The sequence below is a fragment of the Desulfobulbaceae bacterium genome (assembly GCA_013792005.1).
Classification (GTDB): domain Bacteria; phylum Desulfobacterota; class Desulfobulbia; order Desulfobulbales; family VMSU01; genus VMSU01.
In genome coordinates this window covers 1-19,427 of the sequence record VMSU01000113.1, presented here as the reverse complement: position 1 = coordinate 19,427, position 19,427 = coordinate 1, and the positions used below count along the sequence as shown (strand labels likewise).

16 protein-coding genes and 1 tRNA gene are annotated in these 19,427 nt (G+C 49.3%); 9 read left to right on the top strand and 8 right to left on the bottom strand.

Features of this window, described 5'->3' with window-relative positions:
• Positions 1-58: 58 nt before the first annotated feature.
• Positions 59-964 (top strand): signal peptide peptidase SppA, encoded by a 906-nt coding sequence (gene sppA, locus FP815_06685; protein ID MBA3014626.1) that lies wholly within the window; start codon positions 59-61, stop codon positions 962-964.
• Positions 965-1,175: 211 nt separating this feature from the next.
• Positions 1,176-1,478: an integration host factor subunit beta gene (locus tag FP815_06680; GenBank protein MBA3014625.1), complete on the top strand. Its 303-nt coding sequence runs from the start codon at positions 1,176-1,178 to the stop codon at positions 1,476-1,478.
• A 103-nt stretch (positions 1,479-1,581) separates the two neighbouring features.
• On the opposite strand, the gene FP815_06675 is transcribed toward FP815_06680, so the two are convergent.
• Positions 1,582-2,196 carry a threonylcarbamoyl-AMP synthase gene (locus tag FP815_06675; protein ID MBA3014624.1) on the bottom strand — a complete coding sequence of 205 codons (615 nt, stop codon included), beginning with the start codon at positions 2,194-2,196 and terminating at the stop codon, positions 1,582-1,584.
• Between the two features lie 322 nt (positions 2,197-2,518).
• Here FP815_06675 and guaB point away from each other — a divergent pair, with 322 nt between their 5' ends.
• From guaB to FP815_06650, 5 genes are all read left to right on the top strand, one after another.
• Positions 2,519-3,979 (top strand): IMP dehydrogenase, encoded by a 1,461-nt coding sequence (guaB, locus tag FP815_06670; protein MBA3014623.1) that lies wholly within the window; start codon positions 2,519-2,521, stop codon positions 3,977-3,979.
• A 45-nt stretch (positions 3,980-4,024) separates the two neighbouring features.
• Complete coding sequence (guaA, locus tag FP815_06665) at positions 4,025-5,575, top strand: glutamine-hydrolyzing GMP synthase (protein ID MBA3014622.1); 1,551 nt, start codon at positions 4,025-4,027, stop codon at positions 5,573-5,575.
• A gap of 404 nt (positions 5,576-5,979) precedes the next feature.
• A complete protein-coding gene (locus FP815_06660) occupies positions 5,980-7,251 on the top strand; it encodes a GAF domain-containing sensor histidine kinase (protein ID MBA3014621.1) in 1,272 nt (423 codons plus the stop codon).
• Positions 7,252-7,297: 46 nt separating this feature from the next.
• Positions 7,298-8,461 (top strand): response regulator, encoded by a 1,164-nt coding sequence (locus FP815_06655; protein ID MBA3014620.1) that lies wholly within the window; start codon positions 7,298-7,300, stop codon positions 8,459-8,461.
• 111 nt (positions 8,462-8,572) lie between these two features.
• Positions 8,573-10,666, top strand: coding sequence for a hypothetical protein (locus FP815_06650; protein MBA3014619.1), 2,094 nt, complete (start codon positions 8,573-8,575; stop codon positions 10,664-10,666).
• Between the two features lie 79 nt (positions 10,667-10,745).
• Here the strand turns inward: FP815_06650 and FP815_06645 are convergent, their stop codons facing one another.
• The 5 genes from FP815_06645 to FP815_06625 all read right to left on the bottom strand — a co-directional run bounded on the left by FP815_06645 (position 10,746) and on the right by FP815_06625 (position 15,240).
• Positions 10,746-11,795 carry a GGDEF domain-containing protein gene (locus FP815_06645; GenBank protein ID MBA3014618.1) on the bottom strand — a complete coding sequence of 350 codons (1,050 nt, stop codon included), beginning with the start codon at positions 11,793-11,795 and terminating at the stop codon, positions 10,746-10,748.
• 58 nt (positions 11,796-11,853) lie between these two features.
• Positions 11,854-13,371 (bottom strand): DUF1566 domain-containing protein, encoded by a 1,518-nt coding sequence (locus FP815_06640; GenBank protein MBA3014617.1) that lies wholly within the window; start codon positions 13,369-13,371, stop codon positions 11,854-11,856.
• Between the two features lie 181 nt (positions 13,372-13,552).
• Positions 13,553-14,233 (bottom strand): metal-dependent hydrolase, encoded by a 681-nt coding sequence (locus FP815_06635; protein ID MBA3014616.1) that lies wholly within the window; start codon positions 14,231-14,233, stop codon positions 13,553-13,555.
• Between the two features lie 497 nt (positions 14,234-14,730).
• Positions 14,731-14,886 (bottom strand): rubredoxin, encoded by a 156-nt coding sequence (locus FP815_06630; protein MBA3014615.1) that lies wholly within the window; start codon positions 14,884-14,886, stop codon positions 14,731-14,733.
• 27 nt (positions 14,887-14,913) lie between these two features.
• Positions 14,914-15,240: a hypothetical protein gene (locus tag FP815_06625; GenBank protein ID MBA3014614.1), complete on the bottom strand. Its 327-nt coding sequence runs from the start codon at positions 15,238-15,240 to the stop codon at positions 14,914-14,916.
• A gap of 510 nt (positions 15,241-15,750) precedes the next feature.
• Here FP815_06625 and FP815_06620 point away from each other — a divergent pair.
• Positions 15,751-16,293 (top strand): GAK system XXXCH domain-containing protein, encoded by a 543-nt coding sequence (locus FP815_06620; protein MBA3014613.1) that lies wholly within the window; start codon positions 15,751-15,753, stop codon positions 16,291-16,293.
• Positions 16,294-16,508: 215 nt separating this feature from the next.
• Here FP815_06620 and FP815_06615 read toward each other — a convergent pair whose 3' ends face one another.
• Complete coding sequence (locus FP815_06615; protein MBA3014612.1) at positions 16,509-17,423, bottom strand: radical SAM protein; 915 nt, start codon at positions 17,421-17,423, stop codon at positions 16,509-16,511.
• Between the two features lie 384 nt (positions 17,424-17,807).
• Positions 17,808-17,894, bottom strand: a tRNA-Leu gene (locus tag FP815_06610).
• Positions 17,895-18,080: 186 nt separating this feature from the next.
• Here FP815_06610 and FP815_06605 point away from each other — a divergent pair.
• Complete coding sequence (locus tag FP815_06605) at positions 18,081-19,055, top strand: bifunctional riboflavin kinase/FAD synthetase (GenBank protein ID MBA3014611.1); 975 nt, start codon at positions 18,081-18,083, stop codon at positions 19,053-19,055.
• The last annotated feature ends 372 nt before the right edge of the window (positions 19,056-19,427 follow it).

The following is a 19,427-nucleotide window of genomic DNA, read 5'->3' as shown; positions in this document are numbered from 1 at the left end:
TTCTTAACCCGGCGCCAAAACGCATCGCTTTGCGACGCCGGGTTTTTTTTCAAACGCCATGACACAAGGGCCATTCCGCCAAGAACATCCGTACCTCTTTGGACTTATCGTCTTAGGAGCCATGGGTATGATCTTTTGGGCCGGAGTGGCTTTTTTCATTATGAGGCTGATCCCTCAGGGCGACAGGGACATCTTCTCCTCCAAGAACGGCATAGGGGTTATTAACCTGCACGGGGTCATGATGTCATCAGAAGAAGTCCTGGCAGATTTACAGGAGTTCCGCCAGAACAAACACATCAAGGCCGTTATCGTCCGTATCGACAGCCCTGGTGGCGCTGTTGGAGCGGCTCAGGAAATATATCAAGACATTCAGCGCACGGCACAAGTCAAACCGGTAATCGCCTCCATGTCTTCAGTGGCTGCATCTGGTGGTTATTACGCCGCCCTCGGGGCCAGTTCCATTTTTGCCAACCCTGGCACCATGACAGGGAGCATCGGGGTCATCATCCAGTTTCCCAATCTTGAGAAGATCCTTGACAAGGTCGGATACCAATCTGAAATAATCAAGAGCGGGCTCAATAAAGACATCGGCTCAATTACCAGGGCGATGACTCAAGATGAACGAAAACTGCTCCAGGACATGATAGATACGGTCCATAACCAATTCATCCAAGCCATCGCCGACAGCAGAAAACTTCCTATCGATACAGTCAGGCCCCTGGCCGATGGCCGCATCTTCTCTGGGAGTCAGGCCAAGGAATATGGGCTGATCGACAATTTAGGTAACTTCACCGATGCGGTTGACATGGCCATGGAACTTGCCGGATTGGGTGGCGAACAACCGGAATTGATCTACCCGAAAAACAAAAAATTTTCGATCTTGGATTTCCTGGCAAGTGAGCAAAGCCAGAGCCTCATCACACTGCTGCTCTCCAAATCACCGCGACTGATGTACCAGTGGTAACTCCCTCTTCCGTAAACCGTCGGACGGTACGGTCATTGGTCGCAAGTAGCTGGCAGCTCGCTGCTGGTGACTATTTAAATATCGTAATCGTTCATCAGAAGCGTTAAACGTGCGGACTTCACCGGACTGTAAACGTTCACCGGGTGCCCCAGATGCGCGACCAAGTCAATTATTTTCGAGTAATTTTATAAAATAAGGAACGGGATTACCGATGCTTAAAGGTGACATAATCGAGAAAATTAGCGCGGCCATGCCCGATGTGCTAAAAAAAGATATTACTCAATCGATCGACATTATTATCGATACCATGAACAAGGCATTAGCCAGCGGTCGCCGAGTCGAAATCAGAGGTTTTGGTTCATTCAGCATCCGTCAGCGCCTACCCAAAATCACCAAGAACCCCAAGACGGGCGCGGAGATGAACATCCCGCAACGCAATACCATGCACTTCACGATGAGTAAATCATTGAAGTATCCGCTGATCGACAGCACAAACCAAGACGAAAAACCGTAAAAAACTGACTCCTCTGCTAACCAGTGACCATATTACGAATCTTGACAAGTCTCATTAACTGTCAACCGCAAACCTGTAACCTATACGTTACAGAGGGCGCTACTCAATACGCTTCAAACTGACTGATATCTCCTTTCCCCCGGCGGATAATTTCCGGATCAGGACCAACGAGTGAGATAACACTGGAAGGTTCGGGATACACAGGGCCTCCGTCAATAATGATATCAACCAAGCCGCCAATCCTCTCTTCCAGAAAAAAGGCCTCGGCCATGGGCAGATTATCATCAAACGTAGCAGAGGTGGTCAGAATAGGGTTCCCCAAGGCCTCAATCAGGGTACGACAAATAACATTGTCCGGAACCCTGATGCCTACAGTTTTCTGCTTGCTGGTCATGATCTTGGGCACAATTTTCATGGTGGTCAGGACAAAAGTATATGGCCCCGGCAGATTTTTCTTCATCAGTCGATAAGCTGTATTGGAAATGTGGCAATAGGTGCTGACATCCTTGAGGCTGGAGCACATAAAGCTGAACGGCTTATCATTTGGCCGCCGCTTCAGCTGATGAATCCGTTTAACCGCCTTCTGGTTGAAAATATCACAACCAATCCCGTACATCGTGTCAGTAGGATAACAAATAACCGCACCATGTCGAAGCGCTTCCACCACTTGTCCAATCAGACGGGACTGAGGGTTAATAGGATTAATGTCAAGCATAATAGATTCCACGAGAAATGTGTCTGCGCACAAGCGCCAATCGCCTCTGAACCATCACGCGAAACACACTCGTTCGCGCAGTACCCAATCGATAAGTATTCTCCAGAGTCAGCTTACGGCTCTATACTCTTTTATTGCCGAAAATCAATGACCTAGCCTGACTACACGAGATCCTAACCTCATAGCAGTTCGCCCGCCAACCATTCGAGCAGGGCTAATAAACCAATTTCCCATAATAAACTCAATAAAGTCTTTCATTTCTTGGTCAGAATATTTTAGAATGAAAAAATTCAGCGAACAATTTCCCACAGGAGTGACCGCCCCCATGCATGACAAAATCCTTGAAGATGCCTATACCTTTGATGATCTGCTTCTGCTCCCGCTCGCATCCGATGTCCTGCCCTCGGATGTCGATCTCGCCACCAACTTGACCAACAGCATTCGTCTCAATATTCCTTTGATCAGCGCCGCCATGGATACCGTGACTGAACACCGAACCGCCATCATCATGGCACGTGAGGGGGGCATCGGCATCATTCACAAGAACATGAGCATTGAGGAACAAGTAAGAGAGGTCCAACGGGTCAAAAAATCCGAGTCTGGGATGATTGTCGATCCGGTGACGGTTGAAGAAGACAGTACCGTGGCCGAAGTCAAATTCATCATGGATCAGTACCGTATTTCCGGGGTTCCGGTACGTCGAGGTCCTAAACTGGTAGGAATCGTCACCAACCGTGACCTACGTTTTGTCTCGGACCCCGACCTCAAGGTCAAAGAGGTGATGACCAGCTCCAACTTAGTTACCGCCAAGGTGGGCATTACCCTTGAACAGTCCAAGGCCCTTCTCCACGAGCACCGCATCGAAAAGCTGCTGGTGGTGGATGACGCAGGCAACCTCACCGGCCTGATCACCACCAAGGATCTCGAAAAAATCAGACGCTATCCCAACGCTGCCAAAGATGCCATGGGCCGCTTGCTGGTCGGAGCAGCCGTCGGCGTCGGCAATTGCCTGGCCAGCACTGAGCAATTGATCAAAGCCGGAGTCGATGTCGTAGTTCTCGATTCGGCCCACGGCCACTCCAAAAACATTATCAATGCCCTGAAAGATCTAAAAGCGGCTTTCCCAACTCTCCAGGTCATTGCCGGTAACATAGCCACACCTGAAGCAGTTGAGGCCTTGGCCAGAGCCGGAGCCGACTGCGTCAAGGTCGGTGTTGGCCCAGGTTCCATCTGCACCACCCGCATCGTTGCCGGAGTAGGAGTCCCCCAGATGACAGCCATCTACAACTGCGCCATGGCGGCAGGAAAATTCGGCATCCCGGTGATTGCCGACGGCGGCATTAAATTCTCTGGCGAACTGACCAAGGCCATTGGCATTGGCGCCAACTCAATCATGGTCGGCAGCCTCTTTGCCGGTACAGATGAGACTCCTGGCGAGACCTTCCTCTATCAAGGCCGCACCTACAAAGGCTATCGAGGAATGGGTTCCCTTGGCGCCATGAAGCAGGGCTCAAGCGACCGGTATTTTCAGGACGGGGTCGAAAGCCCGTCCAAACTGGTCCCAGAAGGTATCGAAGGAAAAGTCCCTTATCGTGGGCCGATCTCCGACACAATTTACCAATTATTGGGCGGTCTGCGCTCCGGAATGGGGTATGTCGGTGCTCGCAATATCGAAGAACTGCGCCAGAAAGCTAAATTTGTTCGCATCACCTCGGCAGGGCTTAAGGAAAGCCATGTCCACGACGTAATCATCACCAAAGAAGCCCCCAACTACCGGATGGCCTAACCCATCCGGCGCTCCACCCCCTGTAACCATTGCCCCCCTGATACCATGGACATCCATAGCGAAAAAATTCTGATCCTCGACTTCGGTTCCCAGACTACCCAGCTCATCGCCCGCCGCATCCGAGAGCAAAAAGTCTATTGCGAAATCCACCCATACAACCTCTCCTTGGAGCGAATAAAAGCCATAGCCCCAAAAGGTATCGTGCTCTCCGGCGGCCCCAAGAGTGTCTATGACCAAGATGCTCCCAAAAGTGACCCCGCCCTATTCGAACTTGGCATCCCGGTTCTTGGTATCTGCTACGGCGTTCAACTCATGACTGTGCAGTTTGGTGGCCGGGTTGAAAAGGCCGTTAAACGCGAGTTCGGCAAGGCCTATCTGGAGATCCAGAACACTGCCGGCATCTTCGCTGGAATGGAAACCGGACATGCCGAATATCAGGTATGGATGAGCCATGGCGACAGAATCGAAGAGATGCCGGCAGATTTCATTATTACCGCCCAGAGCGCCCACTCGCCCCAGGCGGCCATCCGCCATAGAGACAAACCCTTTGTCGGCGTTCAGTTCCACCCAGAGGTAGTTCATACCCTGATCGGAACTGATATTTTGCGAAACTTCATCTTCGGCTTATGCCACTGCCAACCACAGTGGACAATGCAATCATTTGTCGACGCAAATATAGCCGCAATCAAAACGAAAGTTGGTCAAGGCCGAGTCATCTGCGCCTTAAGCGGCGGAGTAGATTCATCGGTGGTTGCCGCTCTAATCCACCGGGCCATAGGTGATCAGTTAACCTGCATTTTTGTCGATAACGGGCTGATGCGCACCGGAGAGACCGAAAGTGTGCTGCGCTTTTTCAAGGAAAAGACCGGATTGAACGTCATCCACGTCGATGCCCGCGCGTACTTTTTAAGCGAGTTAGAAGGGATCAGCGACCCCGAAGTCAAACGGAAAAAAATCGGTTATGGCTTCATCAAGATCTTCGAGGAAGAAGCCAAAAAATTCGGCGACGCCAAATTTCTGGCTCAGGGGACCCTCTACCCCGATGTCATCGAGAGCGTCTCTTTTGTGGGCGACACCGTGATCAAATCTCACCACAATGTCGGTGGCCTGCCTGAGATCATGAAACTTGATCTCATCGAACCTTTGCGGGAACTCTTCAAAGACGAGGTGCGGAACCTCGGGTTGGAACTTGGCCTGCCCGAAGAGGCTATCTATCGGCAGCCATTCCCCGGACCAGGACTTGCCATTCGTGTTTTAGGAGAAATCAGCGAAAGCCGGCTCACCATCCTCCGTCAGGCTGATGTCATAGTCCTTGAGGAGATGAAACGTTCGGGATATTACCGCAAGACCTGGCAATCTTTCGCTGTCCTTCTTCCTATTCAAACCGTGGGTGTCATGGGAGACGAACGCACTTATGAGTACGTTATCGCGCTGCGCTGTGTCGACAGCATTGACGCTATGACCGCCGACTGGTCTAAACTGCCATACGACATCCTCGGGAATATTTCCAATCGAATTATCAATGAGGTTCGTGGCGTCAACCGGGTGGTGTATGATATCTCATCCAAACCGCCGAGCACCATCGAGTGGGAATAGGCCCCACACTCCCATAAGCCGGGGACCGGGGACCAGTTCATCAACTCAGACTTGCCACACCTTGGGGTAGGGTACCCTAAGAGTGTCATGCTCCCCCTTCGTGAGCGCTGGATTTCAATCCAGGTGCGCAACAGCATTTGTTGCGCACCATACGGACTGCGCCCCTGCTGAACGCTTGTGGCCCAACACGTAATCGTTCACCAGAAGCGTTGAACGTACGGATTTCACCGAACTGTAAACGTTTACCGGGTGCCCCAGATGCGCGATTTTTATTGACCCGCTTCGTCGGTCAATAAAGCGGTCTGCTCATGTGCTAGTTGCACATGAGCAGACCGCTGACAAAGCAGATGGGGTGCCCGGTGAACGTTTACCCCAACACAACACCCAATTAAGGGAGGGAAGTTATGCCTGAAAATGAGACACCCTTTGCCAACAACACGGTAAAGGATCTGACCCAGGCCCATCATTTGCTCAAGAACATCTCCCTGATCATCCAGATCCTCAATGAAGAAAATGTCGATTTAAACACCAGCCTCAACCGAATACTCTCCCTCCTGCTGGAATATCTTGGAGTGGAACAGGGATCAATCATGGTCCTCGAAAAACGGATGCTGGTCGTTGCCGCCGCTACCAGGACCGATCTTATCGGCAAGAAGCAACCTATTGATGACAGTTCCATCGCAGCCTGGGTAGCTCGAACCGGGATCCCTATCTTTATTCCGGACATCTCAAAAGATGAACGTTTTCCTGCCAGAAGCGGCTTCTACAAAAAAAATGCCGTCCTCTCCGCCCCTATCCTGCAGAATAAAAAACTGTTAGGGGTCATCAACGCTACTGATAAAGGTGGCGACAAGGACCTGCTCAAAGAGGATATCGCCTATCTCCTCGACTTCAGCAGCCTGATCATCTCCATCCTGGTCCAGAAGAAGATGCAGCAGGAACTCCAACGGCAACGCAATATCTTAAAGAAAAAAAACCAGGAGTTAAAACTCCAGGAAAAATTACGAGACGACCTCTACCGCCTACTGATTCATGACCTCAAGACTCCCTTGGCCGAAGTGGTCGCCAACCTTGACATCCTCTCCTATTCCATTAAGGATGAGAATCGAGAGTTCCTCGAATCTGCCCAGATTGGTTGCGACCGAACAGTGAGGATGATCAGCAACCTGATTACCATCAACAAAATCGAAGATGGGAAGATCAAACTTTCCCTTGAGGATGTCAGTATCCCAAGCCTCCTGGATGAGGCACGAAGCGCCATCACGGGTCTAGCGCGGATCAAGGATGTCAGCATCATCACTAAAATTGCCAATGACCTGCCATCTTTGTTTATTGACCGCGTGTTGCTGCTCCGTGTGCTCCAGAACCTGCTGACCAACTCCCTCAGCTATACCAAGGAGGGCACACATATTACGCTTGGTTGCCGTCTTTTGCCAGGCAAGAAAAAGCAAATCGATTTTTTTGTCCAAGACCAAGGCTCTGGTATCGCCAAAGAGCAGCAGAAGTCCATCTTTGATAAATACTCACGCATTTCCACTCAGCAAGATGCTCTGGTAGGGACTGGACTTGGCCTATATTTCTGTAAACTGGCGGTCGAGTTGCATCATGGCATCATCGGTATTGACAGCTCTCCAGGGCATGGATGCACATTCCACTTCACCCTACCGGCAGAGTAACACCAGATTTTCTCCTTTAAACTCAGCACCGCTACTGCGAGACGCCATGAGTACCATAGATCCCAAACAGTTAACATTTCTCATCGTCGACGATATTGACAATATGCGTCGTTCCATCCGGGCCATGTTAAAACTCATCGCCTTTGGCAAATCCTATTGCGAAGCGTGCAACGGCAAAGAGGCCTGGGCGATACTCAACAACAAAGAGACTACAGTTGATTTTATTATCTCCGACTGGAATATGCCGAAGATGAATGGGACCGAACTCTTGAGCTTAATCCGTTCATCTAAGAAATTAAGAGATATCCCCTTCCTGATGATAACCGCCGAGACCAACCAAAGCATCGTCGCCGAAGCAGCGGAAAACGATGTGGATGCCTACCTGACCAAGCCCTTCGTCACGGCCACCTTGGAACTTAAAATCAAAGAACTCCTCAATCAAGCCTCCAACCCCAGTCCGTTAGCCCAACTTCTCAAGAGAGCAGAAGAGTTCAGTGAAAAAGGGATGCTTGATGAAGCGATCGAATGCATCTCCCTGGCCGTCAAAAGTAACCCCCGATCATCAAAGCCCTTACGCGAACTCGGGCGTCTCTACCTCAAAAAAGGCTTCACCGACAAAGCCTTACTTTGTTTTCAACGAGCCAGCGACCAAAACCGTCTCGACATCCCATCGCTCCAATACCTTGGACAAATTTATCTCAAAATGGGCGACTCCGAAAAAGCCATCACCTATTTCACCAAGGCCCTGGACTTAAGCCCGCGCAATGCCGACCGAGCGTTCAGGGTGGCATCCCTGCTCTTAGACCGCCAGAAACTCCCCGAGGCCGAAAAAATATTCCGTTCAATGCTTCGAAACAGCCCCGAGGACATTGATCTGGCCACAGAAATCGCGGATACCTCCCTCAAACACGACCTGTATGAATTTGCCAGCAAGACTTACCGCTCGGTGCTTAATGCCGCCCCTGACCGCCAATTTCTAAACAAGAAACTTGGGCACGCCCTGGTCATGGCAGGTCACCCCCGTGAGGCCATTGAAATTTTAGAAAAAGTAGCGCCCAAATTCCCCAATGACGCAGACCTGCTCATCAACCTGGCCCAGGCCTACTTTGATATCAATCTGAAAATAAGGGCTGATCAATTGGCAATCCGAGTCCAACGCCTCGACCCGCAAAATGCCAGAGCCCAGGCCATCATTGAAAAATGCCTGTAAGCTTCTAAAATTCTGTAAGTTATCACAAAAGCAGATCCAAACACCGGCTAACTCATGTGAGCTGACTGTTCCAGCACCCGACCAATAAGAGACAAACACAGCTCAACCGTTATGGATGCCACCACACTCCTCGCAATTAAACCCTTGCACTACCAGGGACAGCAGCTCCTCAAAGAGTGCTGGCCAACTCTTGTCCAGGAACTTCGCACAGCCCTTCAAACTTTTGGGTTCGAAGAAGAAGAGAGTACCGACGCCCTGTTACTTTTTTCATTCAATCACCCATATTCCGCGATCACCACAACCAACAATCAGACGAACACAATTCACCGTAATTTCACCAACCAACTTAACGGAAGTCACCTTCCCCTTCAGATCATCATTCATTTGCCAAGTGGTGATGAAATCAATTCTCCTTTCCGCAATCCAGACGCCAAACTTTGGGAGATGGTGGAAACAGAAACCATCTACATCACCAAGGCATTAAAATCAGTTTGGGACAAACTGATGGCAAAGACCAAACTGCCATCAACCATTCTCAGTAACGAAGGGGATGGTCTATTCAAGGTGATGATGCCCGAACACGAATCCATCACAGCCGAAACCATTCTCGCCGACCGCAATCTGCCGACTCATGGTAAGGGACAGCCGTGTTTCTACTGTGGCATGCGCAGCCATCGTCCCAATAAATGCCCCAGCAAACTACTGACCATGGAACATTACGGGCTTGCCTCCGTCGGCTACCTACCCTTCGATCAAATTGCTGCAGCTTTCCACAAGGCCTTCACCAATGTAACTGCCGTAACCAAACACCTGACAGAAGGAATCACCCCGACAGAACTCCGAAAAAGTCCAGTCCTGATGATCTTCGTCTCCTTTTTCGACATTTATCGTATCTATCAGCCTCGCTTTCTCTCAGCCATTGCCTTTTCCCGATTCAGTAAATGGCAGGCCACATTCAAGATTGAGCCATTGCAACTAGACAACAAAAACTTGCGCCTCGGACTTGACTGCCTTCGAGTTGGTAAATATGAGCAGGCTGAAGAATTATTGATGCGGGAGTGCCACACCCGATCCCCCCGACGATTTTCAGCAACCATAGGCATAGCCTTTATTTATCTTGAGCAACGGGGCTTGGCGAACATGCGTAGCCACCTGGAACTTGCCAAAGCATTGGCCACCCAACCCAAAGAGTATATCTATATAGACCTCCTTCTGTCGCGATTCTATGACCTTATCGGCGAAGTATGGAAGGCACGGGACATTATCAAGAACGTCACCACTGCCCAGCTGGACTGCCCTGACGGCTTCTACCGCAAGCTGCAACTTGAAGCCAAGGAGAATTTCAACGCAGAGGCTTGCCAGTTATTACGAACATTGATGATCGATCAACGAAATCTCTTCATGGCTTCCCTGATCGACCCTGAGTTAATTCCGATTCAAACCAAGGTAGAAGCGCTCCTGTTAAGCCAGTATGCAACTATCACCAACAGCGCCCAGGAATCCATAACCCAAGTTGAAAATGAACTAGAAGAACTCAATACCTGGTGCGACAATCTCGACCCACAAATTCAGGCATCGCAAAACAGCTTTGACCTTCTTTCTCAACGCCTGCAGCAGAAGAGCTATTTCGGGATGCTTGATATCGAGCGTAAGGCAAAGGTACTGCTTGCTGCCCTCCGCCAGATCAGAGAAGAAAAACTCAACGACCTTTATGACCAAATCGCCAAGGCAAAAACCTTATTGGGAGAGTATTCCCGTTTCTGGGCAGGATACCAGTATCAGATATTTTTCAAGAACTTCACTCAACACCTTATCGTCTTGGAAAAGCCACTGAAGGAGGCGGGAGAACTGGTCAAGAAGGGAGAGGGAACTTCCTATCGAAGGGCCATAGAACTTCTCCAAACAACGGAAAAGATCCTGGCAGAGTTAGCTCGGCAACAACTCCGAATGAACAGGACAACCTTAGTCTGCGATAGTGGGATCAGCTTCGCCAGAAACCTGGCAATAGCTGAAATTGTGGGAATTATCATGACGACCACCGCTGTCTTTGGACTAGGACAACTTCCTGAAGAAAATGCGCTGAAAGGATTAGCTGCCTTTGCCAATGACCCAATCTTTCAAAAAAAGGTTACAACCCTGACTGTCTTTCTGATTGCCCCTATACTGGCCTTGTCATGGACTATCAAAAGCCAACTTCGGGCGTAACTGCACACGTTGCTGCTTAAGTCTAGACACAGAGCCCGAGAAACCTGACGCTCTCACTAAACCCCATTCTTTCGATCCCCTATTCAAAGACTACTCGGTTTCGCCCCTGATGTTTGGCGGCATATAATCTTTTGTCCGCTGTAAATACCAGTTGGTCTGCCGACAGACTTTTGGCCTCTCCCAACTGAGTTGCCGAAACCAGACCGATGGAAACAGTAATCGGAATCACTTGACCTTGGTAGACAAAGCGTGCTTTCTCCACCTGCTTGCGCAAGCGCTCAGCAAACTTAAGCCCCAAGGAGATGTCTCCGATGGTAAAACCATAGAACTCCTCACCACCATAGCGGCCAATCTCATCCTGCTTTCGAGTGGTTGCAGTCATCACTTCAGCCAGACTGACCAAGATGTAATCTCCGGCAAGATGCCCATAGGTATCATTCACCTTCTTAAAGTGATCAACATCGATCATCATCAAAACAAAATCATCAATATTACTCCGCTGAAAATTCCCAATATTGACTTCAATCATCCGGTCAAGAATTGATCGCTTAGGGAGCCTGGTCAACTCATCAATATAGCCTATTTTCTCAAAGAGGTCTTTGAGGTCCATTTCTTTCGACACGTCAGTCAGAAACCCCAGCGACAAGCAGATCCCGTCATCATCGAAATGTTCTATCGTCGCCTGATCCTTAAGCCAGATATGTTTATCATCACTTATCCTGACTTTATAAATGGCTTCAACCTCCCCACTCGTCTCGACCTCATTGCGAAGTCCTTGCCAGGAACCACGCAACTCATCACGGGTGATAATTTTCTCTTCCACCTTCTGATCTTTATCCGTATAGCGGTACACACGACGATCAATGATAGCGCCCCTCAAGATATTGGCTAGACTATGGCGGTCGCAACGCAGAAGCTCACAAAATCCATCGTCGGCAAATTCATACCAGATCACCCGATCATCGTACTTCCAGGCGCAGAGGTAGGGAATGACAGGAGGATTGATTCGGGAAATTTCCTGCAAGGTATCAAGTCGTTGCCGAACCCGATCTTTCAATCCTTCTGAATAGTTACCACCCAAAATCCCAGCAGAAGCCATGATTCGTTCGATAGTGATACTTTTTTGCATATTCTCGCCTCAGTTCAACATTTTCATCATTTTTCCCCATTAGCAAAAATTACTCAGGTTAATTTTTCTCCCCAAGAACAACAATATGACCTACCGGAAGACTCCTCATAAACCAAAGAAGATCGTCATGAAAAATTCCTGTAAACAACGGAAGCTCTTTCATGGTATCGCTGACGTACCAATTGAGACGACCATTATCCTGTTTATTTTCCCCACCGATATAGGCAACCAGGATGTCATCGGTCGTTACCATAGAACCAATCATCAACAAGGACTGGAGGATCTCCTGCCGGTTCGCATGGTTTCCTGTCAACATCATGGTTTTGGTATTTCTGCACTTATCCTCAACCGCCTTCCTGATCAGTTCTGCGTCTTGAACTGCTGCCAAGGGGGTCCCATTAAGGTCCCGGCCTGAGGCAATAGCCAAGACATAGGTACTGCCTGTTGGGGCACAAACCGGGAAATCCAAATCATCACGGGTAATCACCGGAGTCTGTTCCCCCTTGGAAAGACTCTTGATGGCTTGAGCTAAATATCCATGAAGCTCACTCGCGGTGACCGTGCCATCCTTGTCCCAATCACCATCTCCACCCATGGCGTTGGCAAAGGTGTAAGCAAGCAGGCCATGCCCAAGAGCGCCGCCCTTATATGGCAGACCCTGGCCACTGGCAGCCACGTCCATCACCCCCCGCGACTGTTGTCCGGATTTGCTACTCAACCCGGGCGCCGGAACTCCCTTCTTATCCGCTTCTGCTGGGGAAGTATTCGACTCAGACGATGCCCCAGCCACTTCTTTCGTCTTATCCTCTCCAGCCTCTTGCTGAGTCTCGGCGGGTTGCCCCTTCGGTGTAACCTCAGTTCCAATATCTGCAAGCGGCAAGGTAATTTCCTGAGTGGCAACTGTAATTGCCCCCCCGTCATCGGATACAGTCAACAAGACGTTATACTGGCCATCTGTTGAAAAATCATGGGTCGGGCTTGAAGCGCTCGAGGCGCCCCCATCCCCAAACTCCCACTCATAGAAGTAGGGTTCCTTGCCCCCGGTGACTGTTGCCGTAAAACGAATCGCCAGAGATTTCCCTGGCGTCGATGCTCCGGTGAAGACAGCGGTCAACCCCCTGTTTTTCGCCGTGGAATCCACGCGAACACAAAGGACATAATAGGGATTTTTTTTGCTGTAAGCATACGTATTACCATAAAAAAAGTTGACATACTTGGCAGATTCAGCGCTGGTCGCACTACCAGTCGCCGACCAGTAGTATGAAGGCTTAACCGCAAAAACAGGGTCTATTGTTGGCGATTGCTTGGTGTCAATCAAAGCCTCCAACTGATGAGACTCTGGGAGCATCCAGTCAGTGTGGCCAACTAATTCCAACGATTCACAATATGACAACGCTTCTTCCCAGGAACGCTGAACACCATCATCGGTCTTTTGCCACAACAGTCGCTGCGTGGTATCGGAGATTGTACCATCCTGATTATCGATAAAGTTACCAGCCGCAAGGACCACACAGGGCAACAACAACCCCAGAAGAAACAGGCCTGCCACCTGAGTTATCTTTAACAATCGAGACATAAGTCATCCTTATTAAGTATTCTTGCGTCAGCGCCGAAAAAAATCCATATTGATCGTGACATACACCACATCAAACCTTTACCGATACTACCCCCTAGCTGATATTACAAAATCATAGCCCTGTCAATACAGGATTCTCCCAACCAAGCCAAACCAAACAAAATAGGGATTACAGCGACATTCACGACAGGACAAAGGGAGTACCAGGTGTCAAAATCACCACCTGGACGGCGGTCACCTCCTCAACTTTTGCCGCCCATGCCAAAGGGTCCTGCCTAATCACTGGGAATGTGCTGAAATGGATGGGAATCACCTGCTTCGGCTTGATAAATTCTACTGCCCTCAAGGCATCGGCAGGACCCATGGTAAAATTATCGCCAATAGGCAAAATGGCGACATCAACACCGGTCTCGCCAATCAACTTCATATCGGAAAAAAGACCCGTATCTCCGGCGTGATATATGCTTTTACCTTCGATAGTGATGAGCAGACCACATGGATTCCCCCCATAACTCCCATCAGGCATGGAAGAACCGTGCAATGCCATAGTCAGTTGAAGCCTTCCCCATGGATAATCAAACCCGCCCCCAATGTGCTGCGCATGGGTATTCGAAACCCCTTGACGTGTCAGCCAATTACAGATTTCAAAATTGGCCGCCACGGTTGCGCCACAACGCTTGGCAATTGCAATCGTATCTCCAACATGATCTGCATGACCATGAGTCAGAAGGATATAGCTTGGATTGACCTCTCCGGGACCAACCGGGGCCGTGGCATTCCCTGTCAAAAAAGGATCAATCAATAATGACGCCTTCTCTGATTCTATCAAGACACAAGAGTGTCCATACCAAGTTATCTTCATTGCTCACCCCTCCAGATGCAGCAGGCATTAGAAATACATCCTTTTTCTGCCAGCTATCATAGCCTGATTTTACCCGGAGGCAATCAAAAGAAATATTTCAACCACCATTTTTCCTGGAATTCACATGGCAAAAATATGGTTCCTCCAACTGGAGTGCACTTTGCCTCATGAAGGGCATAAATTCTCAGCTTAAAAAACACGGCTCCTTTGCCATCACAGCATGAACAACGAAGAGAGGTCGGAACTTTTCTGATAGAAAAGACGATCTTCTCTTCCGAAAAGTGTATCCGGACATACTGATACCCTTTGATACCGAAACCATGATGAAGTAAACTTGTGGACCTAGCGGGCCTCCTTGCCAAAAGTTAACGAGATGACTCTTGGTTAAACAGTAAGCATGTCCACAATTATCATTTATCCTCCACTCACCAACAAAAAACCCGCCACTGACGACATGCTGTCAGGGCGGGTTTTTTGTTGAAGGTCAAACAAACGGCTCAGGACTGAAAAAAATACTCCTTTTCAGCCCCGCACTTCGGACAGACCCAGTCGTCGGGCAGATCGGCAAAGGCCGTCCCCGGCTCAACACCATTATCAATATCGCCAATCGCAGGATCATACACATAGCCGCAAGGGCACTCATACTTGTCCATTCACGTTCCTCCGTATTTTTTTGTACGTTAGTCTACATTTTCCATCAGTTTACCGCAGCAGAGCGGTACAGTATCACCGGCCTTAACATTCATATACTTATTACAAATTCCACAAACATAGGTGCAGTTTGTTGCTGATGTGGTCTCAGACCAGACAGTTTTTCCGCCATCACCACCTTCAATCACGAAACTAAGCTGATTTTTCTTGGACGGAATATACTCACCAATCGGAGCCAAGGTCTTGCTTATCCCAGCACAATCGATAATCTTTCGCCACAACACTTCCATTGCGGCTGTCTCTGCAGGCGTTTCCGGGACAAAATCAACCACATTTTTATCAAGTGAAATTTTCATGCTCCCTCCTCTTAATTGATTAATGTATCTTGCATCTCACTCTTTCTACCCTTGAGATTATCGCAGGATGGGATGCCAGGTTAGCTGTATTCAACCCGACCGTAAGAGCAACCAGACACCTAATGTCATGCCATACACCTATCACTACAATACAATCTTAAACTTATCTATGAACTTCAAGCACTAATAACACTAATGATAAATATTACTAATAATGTACTCAACCTATCTCTCCCTGTCAAGCACAGATTTCTGGCTATGGATGCAGAAAGACGGCCCCCCTCCATGCAGAACGCGAGGACAAAAAAAATTACCATTCCCGGATACCCCTCGCCACACTGAACCTGACCCAAGTCCAGCCAAAACGTAAACCGCTAACCGAAAACTGTCAACTTGAGTAATTACCAAATCACGACAGGGCTGGTCAACTCGTAAAGAATAAAGGTGACAAGAGTTGTATTGAGAATTATTATCAACCAATTTAAATGATCTACCTACCGAGGGCAAACTATGGAAGAAAAAAAAATTACTCTGGAAAAAACCTTAGACACCAAACAGGTGGCCTCTTTTTTGCGCCTGCTTGCCGATGAACTCGAAGGAAAATCAAGCTTCGAAGGTAATGAATTCGGGTGGCAACTGCATGGATTCAATAAATTAAAAATAGGTCTGATCAAAAAGGAAGGGGGCCACCTCTCATTGCGCCTCAAGATCAAGGATAGCGGCACCGCACCGCCTGCCCCTCCCTCTGAATTCACCGATATTGCCGAACAAGAGTATCGCCCCTTCAAACAGATAATAAAATCCACCTTCGCCCTGCTCACCTCATGTGCCAACCAAGGTCGCCTGCCTTCTCCTGAGTTACTGGTGAACTTCATGGACCAGTCCAGGAAACTCATTGCTTTTAAGGATTTTGGCGACATCTATTACGATGAGTACTGGCAGACATGTCAAGCAATGGAGCACGAGGTTAACAAGGGTGTTCTCACTGGCTTTCAAGAGAAATTAGCGGCGATTACTGACCTCAAGAAATCCTGTCATCACCGCTTCAAGTAACTCTAACCACCGCGTAACTATTCAGCACCACCACATCTGCTTCGCAGTCTCCCTGCGGTCGCTTAGCTGTCATAAGCCAGCTCACATAAACGGGCTATAGAGCTCGCGGGCTTATTTCGCACATTTGCAGCGCTTCCGAACAGTTACAGTTCCGGGTATCTGCTTATTTGGGGGCTGGAGCTGGATAATTACACCACCGCCATCCAGCACTCCAATCACCTTTCGCTAAATGGTTCATCCCTGTTAAAATCAGGAAGATACTCATCTTGGCTTGCCAACTCCTGAACAAAGACATTATCCAGGCCAAGATCAAGGGCATACTCAGTGACCTCATCATATTCCGATGACGTCAAAGTGCGGTTAATTACAGGATATTTACTGGCCCTGTATTGCGGAGAGTATTGAGACATCAGACTTATCGTCACATCCGGGGCACGTTCCGCCAGCAGACGGAGGCATTGACGGCTATTTTCCAGAGCGCCAGGCAGCACCAGATGCCGCACGATGAGCCCTCTCCGGGCAATCCCCTCCGAATCCACCTCAAGATGCCCAACCTGATCCAACATCTCACGCAGCACCCCGGATACGACATCGGCGTAGTCACTGACTCCGGAATACTGCCGGGCAAGTCCATTATTCATATATTTCACATCAGGTAAATAAATATCGACCAATCCACGGATGTGGCGCAGAGTCTCGACCGAATCATACCCATTGGAGTTATAAACCACCGGCAGAGCAAGCCCCTTGGCTCGAGCGGAAAGAATGGCATCTGCCATCTGCCAGACCATATGGGAGGGTGAAACAAAATTGATGTTGTGAGCGCCAACCGCCTGTAAGTTCAACATTGCCTCGGCCAACTGCTCCGTATCCATGTGCATAACAGAACTAACCTGAAACTTCTGACTGATCTGGTAATTTTGACAGAAGACACAGCGAAGGTTGCACCCAGCAAAAAAAATCGTCCCCGAACCGCGATTCCCGGATATCGGCGGTTCCTCGCCACGATGCAACCCGGCATAAGCCACCAGGGCCTGATGACCAACCCGGCAGAATCCCAGCTCGCCCGCCAGCCGATCCACTCCGCATTGCCGGGGGCAACAGCAGCAATGACTCAGCTGATGAACCAAACTCACCATCACCATACCCCCCTTACCCCTCGTCTGGCAGCAGATAGTCCTTCAATTTTTCCAGCAACAAATCAGGGACCTCCTCACCAGTAATCTGCCGCTTAACCTCAATCGACAAAGAGCAAAAAACCGCCATCCGCTCAGATCTAGACGTTACTGAGGAGGGCGGGGATGAATCGGACATGACATCTCTCCGTTAACCTTGGCTGGCGCCACAAAAAATAATGGGATGCCACGCACAATAACGTGCCTGCCATACGTTGGACACGTTATTATCTACCTTGCCCCGATAGACCCTCTGGATCTACACCACATGGGAAATCCACCGAGCACAAAACAAAAAAAGCCTATAACTAATTAAAGTTATAGGCTTGAAATTACCCATGGTGCCGAAGGCGAGACTCGAACTCGCACATCCATACGGACACTAGACCCTGAACCTAGCGCGTCTACCAATTCCGCCACTTCGGCACAAACGAAAGGCAATGTAGTTTTTTTAGGGCCATTTTGTCAAGAAGATTTAGCTTAAGTTCTAAAAAAACCCCACGCCCTACTGCCCATCAACACAAAAAGACCTTCCTTTCCTCGACGATAGGGGGTAATTTAGACCCCTTTGCCGCATCGCACCAATGTCCATTACCAGCCAACATCAATGCAATGAAAATCCACACCGACCTCGACGACATCACCCACCCCTTTACCAGACCATTTGTGACCATCGGCAACTTCGACGGCGTTCACCTTGGTCATCAGATTCTCTTCAGTGAAGTGGTGAATAAAGCCTATCTGGCCAAGGGCACCAGCGTAGCCATCACCTTTGCCCCCCACCCCCTGAAGGTGATCCGTCCCGATATCGGCATCAAGCTCATCTCCACCTGCGAACAAAAACGTGAGCTTATCGCTATGGCCAATATCGATGTCCTGATCATCATCCCATTCACCAAGGATTTCGCCCATATGCCGGCGGAAACCTTTGTCGACAGGATACTCCGCCAAACCATCGGCGTCCAGGAACTGGTGGTGGGTTACGACTACGCCTTCGGCAAAGGCAGACAGGGCGACATCCCCTTTCTTCGCGCTCAAGGAGAGGGGAAAGGATTCAAGGTCTCCGTGGTGGAACCCTTCTATGTTGACGGAATACTGGCCAGCAGCACCATGGTCCGAAAACTGGTCAACGAAGGCCGGATGCGGGATGTCAGAAAACTTCTGGGCCGTCCCTATCAAATTCGCGGAGAAGTCAAAGTCGGCAAACAACGTGGCGGCCCGCTGCTCGGTTTTCGCACCGCTAATCTTCATATCGCTGAAGATGACCTCTGCCCCCGACATGGGGTCTATGTCACTCAAGTTATCTACGATGGCAAATGCTACGGCGGCGTTCTTAATATTGGCTACAATCCGACCTTTAACGGTGAGCAGGTCTCTGCGGAAACTCACATCTTCGACTTCAATCAGGACATCTACGGCAAACCCATCAAAATCAATCTGCTCCAGTACCTCCGTGACGAAAAAAAGTTTGCCGGTCCCGCCGAACTAGTCAGCCAGATCACCACCGACATCACCGAGGCGAAAGAGATTCTTCGTCGCGCCCAAAAAGAACTCACCCTCTCCTGCGAGGAGCGTTTTAACCGATAACACCCCGCTTTGTGGCTGAATTTTCGTAAGCGATCACAGGACACCCCATCTGCTTTGTCATGGGGCTGCTCACATACCAAAGTATAGCTCGCAGCCCCATTTCGCGCATATGGTGTACCCTGCAATCGCTTACAGTTCTGAGGCCGAGCGCAGTTTCTAGTTTTTACCCCGTGATCACTTACGAGTTTTCTTTACCTTATACCACAAGGCGCCACCTTAGGGAAAATGCAGTGTAACTACTCAGGTTGTCGGTTTACAGTTGACAGTTGACGGTAATTAAGGTCCTGCCAATGGCTGAGGACACACTGACATTGAGTATCATGCGATGATTTATGACTAACCATGATTCTTTTAACCGTAAACCGACAACTG

Bases quoted from the DNA above. Each gene is read 5' to 3' on its own strand.
- guaB (MBA3014623.1), top strand. From the start codon at position 2,519: ATGCATGACAAAATCCTTGAAGATGCCTATACCTTTGATGATCTGCTT.
- sppA (MBA3014626.1), top strand. From the start codon at position 59: ATGACACAAGGGCCATTCCGCCAAGAACATCCGTACCTCTTTGGACTT.
- FP815_06650 (MBA3014619.1), top strand. From the start codon at position 8,573: ATGGATGCCACCACACTCCTCGCAATTAAACCCTTGCACTACCAGGGA.
- FP815_06625 (MBA3014614.1), bottom strand. From the start codon at position 15,240: ATGAAAATTTCACTTGATAAAAATGTGGTTGATTTTGTCCCGGAAACG.
- FP815_06620 (MBA3014613.1), top strand. From the start codon at position 15,751: ATGGAAGAAAAAAAAATTACTCTGGAAAAAACCTTAGACACCAAACAG.
- FP815_06680 (MBA3014625.1), top strand. From the start codon at position 1,176: ATGCTTAAAGGTGACATAATCGAGAAAATTAGCGCGGCCATGCCCGAT.
- FP815_06605 (MBA3014611.1), top strand. From the start codon at position 18,081: ATGAAAATCCACACCGACCTCGACGACATCACCCACCCCTTTACCAGA.
- FP815_06640 (MBA3014617.1), bottom strand. From the start codon at position 13,371: ATGTCTCGATTGTTAAAGATAACTCAGGTGGCAGGCCTGTTTCTTCTG.
- guaA (MBA3014622.1), top strand. From the start codon at position 4,025: ATGGACATCCATAGCGAAAAAATTCTGATCCTCGACTTCGGTTCCCAG.
- FP815_06645 (MBA3014618.1), bottom strand. From the start codon at position 11,795: ATGCAAAAAAGTATCACTATCGAACGAATCATGGCTTCTGCTGGGATT.
- FP815_06630 (MBA3014615.1), bottom strand. From the start codon at position 14,886: ATGGACAAGTATGAGTGCCCTTGCGGCTATGTGTATGATCCTGCGATT.
- FP815_06635 (MBA3014616.1), bottom strand. From the start codon at position 14,233: ATGAAGATAACTTGGTATGGACACTCTTGTGTCTTGATAGAATCAGAG.
- FP815_06655 (MBA3014620.1), top strand. From the start codon at position 7,298: ATGAGTACCATAGATCCCAAACAGTTAACATTTCTCATCGTCGACGAT.
- FP815_06660 (MBA3014621.1), top strand. From the start codon at position 5,980: ATGCCTGAAAATGAGACACCCTTTGCCAACAACACGGTAAAGGATCTG.